The sequence below is a fragment of the Idiomarina aquatica genome, assembly GCF_004362895.1.
GTDB lineage: Bacteria > Pseudomonadota > Gammaproteobacteria > Enterobacterales > Alteromonadaceae > Idiomarina.
This window is the reverse complement of sequence record NZ_SNXI01000043.1, coordinates 1-4240: the sequence shown is the minus strand read 5'-3', so window position 1 is coordinate 4240 and position 4240 is coordinate 1. Positions and strand designations below refer to the sequence as shown.

General features: G+C 43.8%; 9 protein-coding genes. 5 read left to right on the top strand and 4 right to left on the bottom strand.

The features are described 5' to 3' along the window. The first annotated feature begins 119 nt into the window (after nucleotides 1-119). Nucleotides 120-683 (top strand): HAD-IB family phosphatase, encoded by a 564-nt coding sequence (locus DEU29_RS13765; RefSeq protein ID WP_279513260.1) that lies wholly within the window; start codon nucleotides 120-122, stop codon nucleotides 681-683. Nucleotides 684-777: 94 nt separating this feature from the next. On the opposite strand, the gene DEU29_RS13760 is transcribed toward DEU29_RS13765, so the two are convergent. Together DEU29_RS13760 and DEU29_RS13755 are read right to left on the bottom strand one after the other, a co-directional pair. Continuing rightward, a complete protein-coding gene (locus DEU29_RS13760) occupies nucleotides 778-1068 on the bottom strand; it encodes a type II toxin-antitoxin system RelE/ParE family toxin (RefSeq protein WP_053953157.1) in 291 nt (96 codons plus the stop codon). Continuing rightward, the gene (locus tag DEU29_RS13755; RefSeq protein WP_058576644.1) at nucleotides 1061-1282 is read right to left on the bottom strand and encodes a TA system antitoxin ParD family protein; all 222 of its coding nucleotides are present in this window, start codon (nucleotides 1280-1282) and stop codon (nucleotides 1061-1063) included. Before DEU29_RS13755 ends, DEU29_RS13760 begins: the two co-directional genes overlap by 8 nt. Before the next feature lie 326 nt (nucleotides 1283-1608). On the opposite strand from DEU29_RS13755, the gene DEU29_RS13750 reads away from it, so the two are divergent. Genes DEU29_RS13750 through sugE form a run of 3 tightly spaced genes read left to right on the top strand, consistent with a single transcriptional unit; the run spans nucleotide 1609 to nucleotide 2974 of the window. After that, a complete protein-coding gene (locus DEU29_RS13750) occupies nucleotides 1609-2073 on the top strand; it encodes a GNAT family N-acetyltransferase (RefSeq protein ID WP_133540960.1) in 465 nt (154 codons plus the stop codon). A 28-nt stretch (nucleotides 2074-2101) separates the two neighbouring features. Beyond that, the gene (locus tag DEU29_RS13745) at nucleotides 2102-2596 is read left to right on the top strand and encodes a GFA family protein (protein WP_432206886.1); all 495 of its coding nucleotides are present in this window, start codon (nucleotides 2102-2104) and stop codon (nucleotides 2594-2596) included. A gap of 60 nt (nucleotides 2597-2656) precedes the next feature. Continuing rightward, on the top strand, nucleotides 2657-2974 hold the full coding sequence (gene sugE, locus DEU29_RS13740; protein ID WP_133540958.1) for a quaternary ammonium compound efflux SMR transporter SugE: 318 nt from the start codon (nucleotides 2657-2659) through the stop codon (nucleotides 2972-2974). 89 nt (nucleotides 2975-3063) lie between these two features. Here the strand turns inward: sugE and DEU29_RS13735 are convergent, their stop codons facing one another. Then, a complete protein-coding gene (locus tag DEU29_RS13735; RefSeq protein ID WP_133540956.1) occupies nucleotides 3064-3363 on the bottom strand; it encodes a type II toxin-antitoxin system RelE/ParE family toxin in 300 nt (99 codons plus the stop codon). A 14-nt stretch (nucleotides 3364-3377) separates the two neighbouring features. Continuing rightward, a complete protein-coding gene (locus tag DEU29_RS13730; protein WP_133540954.1) occupies nucleotides 3378-3620 on the bottom strand; it encodes a type II toxin-antitoxin system Phd/YefM family antitoxin in 243 nt (80 codons plus the stop codon). Between the two features lie 224 nt (nucleotides 3621-3844). Between DEU29_RS13730 and DEU29_RS13725 the strand changes: the two genes are divergently transcribed. Further along, nucleotides 3845-4135, top strand: a complete 291-nt coding sequence (locus tag DEU29_RS13725) for a hypothetical protein (RefSeq protein ID WP_133540952.1) — start codon at nucleotides 3845-3847, stop codon at nucleotides 4133-4135. The last annotated feature ends 105 nt before the right edge of the window (nucleotides 4136-4240 follow it).

Genomic DNA, 4240 nt, shown 5'->3' with positions numbered 1-4240 from the left:
AAAACTAGACCAATCCGATCACTTAGCGTAAAAAGAGGGTTATGAAAAAGAACGGCTAACAGGTGATCGGATAACTCCGGAATCGCTGTTCGGAATCACCGAAATACGCAGATGGAACAATCACGACGCGGGATACATATACTAAGTTTGTCTTTTCCTCGACGAAATTGGCTCGTCTAGTTATTGGTGCTTGTCTTCTTTCTCCGGCAATCATCTTACACAAAGCTAGGCTTCTTTCTGCTCCTAAAGTTCGACCTCTCATATCACGAGTTGCTTTCATGGGCGTTTCTGAAAAACAACTTGATGCTAGTGCTGAACGTTATGTTTCCGGTTATTTATCCTCTGTGATTCGGAGCGATATGCTGCAGAAAATAGCTGAACATAAAGAGAACGGCGATCACGTGGTCATTGTGTCTGCATCTATCTCTCCTTATTTAAAAATTTGGTGTAAACGCCACGAGGTAGATTTAATTTGCAGTGAACTTGAAGTGCGTAATGGTCGATTTACCGGCGCTTACCTGAATGGTGATTGCAGTAACGAGAGAAAGGTCGAGCGCATAAAAGAACGCATCGATTTATCTCTTTATAGCGAAGTTTTTGCGTATGGAGATTCAGAAGAGGATTACCCTATGCTAAACCTAGCCAATACGAGTTTTTATCGGGGCGAGCTCTTTGAAGTTTGAATCGCCACTAGTTCACTAGACACTCAGTAGCGGTTGCTGTCGCGACAGCTCACTCGCGAGCTCGTTCACTGCCGCACAACCGAGCGTTACAACCTTAGAAAATTCGTTTCACATCACGATAAAAGTTTTCATGGCTGCCCAAAGTCATAAGTTCTAAAGCAAAAACTCCGTCATCATAACTATAGCCAAGTAAAGTGAGCTGCTTATTCATTTTAAATTTGTGAACCCGTAAAAAACTTAAATCCCCCTTTTTCTGCTGGCCTATAAATGGATCACTCATCAACTCCCTGATTGCACTGTCGAGATCTTTCTTTTGGTTAGGCTTTAACTTTTTAACGGCCTTCTTAAAAGTTGGCGTTTGTAATACTGTTTTAACTTTAGTCAAAATCGTAACTCTCGAGCTTACCCGCATCTTTTTCAGCTTGCGCAATAATAGCTTGTTTCACAAACTCATAGGGTAGCTCTGGGTTATCTTCCATAATTTCACCAATCCTAGCCCAGTGCTCAATTTGTTTAGGCGGCGTTCTGTTATAAGCCTTGGCTATAATAGTAGCTTTTTCTACAAGTTCTTGGTCTAATCTTATGCTGTTTGTAGCCATAATTAGAGCTCCTGTGTCATTTTGCATCAAATGTGGCATATTACCACAAAATAGCAGTTGTAACAAGCGCGTGCACCAAGGACTTAATTTCCGTTACACCTTTTAGCATTGCTGCGCAATTATATGCCAAAAGGCTCCATTCCAATGAAGCCTGTGACGCGGGCGTCATATAAACAGGAATCACACCGGTGAAAATTAAAAGTAGCTGTATCGTTTTCGCGTTAGCTTTATTCGTATCAGCTTGCACATCGGGGCGTTTGGCGTATTTCACCGCCTATTTAGATCTCGGTCATGATAGTGATTGAGAGTGAGCGGCAACCACCAGCATGATAAAAATTAGAAAATATAACGAATCAGACGCGCGTGATTTATGGGCTATTTTTTATCACACCATTCGCAATGTGAACGCACGTGACTACACACAAACGCAAGTCGAAGCATGGGCGCCGGATGACGTATCTCCTGAGGTATGGCAGCGAAAAATGAATGCTATCTCTCCGTTTGTTGCTGAAATTGACGGAGAAATTGTCGGTTATGCCGACCTTCAGGAAGATGGACTAATTGATCATTTCTTTTGCCACCATGAGCATCAGGGGAAAGGTGTCGGGCGTCATTTGATGGAGCACTTGCTGAGAGTGGGTGAGTTACAAGGAATCACCCGGTTTTACTCTGAGGTAAGCATTACGGCTCGTCCGTTTTATGAGAAATTTGGTTTTAAAGTCGCAAAAGAGCAAACGATAGAAATTCGAGGTCAGAAGCTGCGTAACTTTGTTATGGAAAGGTTCAGCTAAATCGGTTTGCTATTCTCAAAGCTTGAAGATGTCGTATTGGACGCAGTGGCTAACCAAACCAATTGATGGGCGGGTTTATTTAACAGGTAATGTCATGGTGAATAAATATTACGGTTCGTGTCTTTGCGGTCGTGTCAGCTACGAGGTCAGTGGTGACTTTGACGCATTTTATTTATGTCATTGTAGCCGCTGCCAAAAAGACACGGGCTCTGCTCATGCGGCTAACTTGTTTGCTAAAGCAGGGCGGTTGGTTTGGCTTAAAGGCGAGGCGGACGTAACCCATTATCAACACCCTGGCTCGCTGCATACTAAGAGTTTTTGTCAGTGTTGCGGCTCCGCACTGCCCTCATTCTCTGAGTCCATTAATTGTGTTGTGGTGCCTGCCGGTAGCCTTGATACGCCGATACCAGTTACGCCCACGGCTAAAATCTTTGTTGCTAACTGTGCTGCCTGGTCAGCTGATTTGAGTAATGTGCCGAGTTTTGATGCGTTACCTGGGCAAGCAAAGCGAGATCCGAAGTGAGGACGACCTTACCGCTCAATTTTCATTCGGGGACGGCCTCAAAATCATGAAGAGGTGCTTATGAGTTGGGTAATTCTGTTTATCGCCGGCCTGTTGGAAGTCGCTTGGGCTGTTGGTCTAAAATACACCGACGGTTTCACCAAGCTTTGGCCAACTGTTGGCACCACCGTAGCTCTTGTCGGTAGCTTTGTCTTATTAGGCTTGGCACTGAAAACTTTACCCGTCGGCACTGCCTACGCCATTTGGGTAGGTATTGGTGCCGTAGGTACAGCGGTTATGGGTATGTTTTTGTTCGGCGAGTCAGCGGACGTTCTTAAACTGGTCAGTTTAGGGTTAATTTGTGCGGGTATTGTTGGTCTCAAATTGGCTCATAGCTGAAAGTCTTGCGCATTCGGGCTTGCTATGGGTATTAATTATAAGTTCACAGCTCGGAAGGATAACTTGTCTGAGTGGCATAAACTCTTAAGCTAACCCAAGTGTTTCTGGGGCAGTTGTGACTGGCTTAGTACAGCAACAAAAAGGATAAATCCGTTTTCTTTAGTGAAGTAAGCCGTGTGTTTACCGACAGGAAAGTAAAAGCCGTTATCATAAATGTCTGCACAACTTTTTCCTAACTCGGGATTATCTGCGAGCATTTGAAAACGAGATAAGAGTGTTGCTCTGTATTTATGCCACTGTAATTCGGAGAAGTTATTAATTGTGTAGTCTTTAATTGCACGAATATGATCTTGAGCTAGCTTGCTCAGTTTGTATTGGCTTCCTGCCATAACTTCTAGTCCGTTTAGAGTGAGTTCAAGAAGCTATCGCCGTCAACTAAGTTACCTTTGTCAAGGTCCCTCTTGGCGGAGTTAAAACAATGTTTAAGGTAGTTGGCTTTCATAGCCTCAAGCTCTTCAAAGTCCTTTACGGACATAACAACAACAGCGTCTTTACTGTTTTTGCTAATCTTCACAGGCGCGCGCTGCGCGTTTAAAAGTAGTTCGCCAAAATGGCGCTTGGCATCATTGGCTGTCAACGTTTGCATAAATATAACCTCACCGTAGAGAGTACTTTTAAAGTATAGCTCTGAGCACGAAATAATTAAACTGATTAAATCGTGCGATTTAATCAGTTTAATTATGGGGCGTAAAGATTAAATGTTTACGAGAGTTAAGCATGTTCAAATATTTTAATTTCAAGTTTCTTTTGACGAAAAGCAGAGATTAGGAACACACTTACTAACGCCCCTCTTATCACAGGAATAGAACCATGAGAGAAACACTGCAACGAAAAACCGCCTTTGCCTGGGTCTTACTTATTACTTGCGGGCTGCTACTTATCCCATTGGTTGGCATGCAGTATAGCAACGATATTCACTGGGCTCTCTCAGATTTCATAACGATGGGAGCTTTGCTATTAGTCGTCGGCGCTTTACTGATACTCTTAGCCCGGAAGTTGCCCAAAAGACAGTTTCAAATGGCTGCTATAGTCGTTTTTCTGGGGTTCATCTATGTTTGGGCCGAGCTTGCTGTCGGTGTCTTTTTCTCATTCGGCAGCTGATATTTAGCAAAACTCCGCGTAAACCCTCGCCCAATCGGGCGGGGACAGTGTGCCCTTTGGGTATACAAGCGGGAACCGCGTAGCGGTTCTATTCTGGTGTACTCT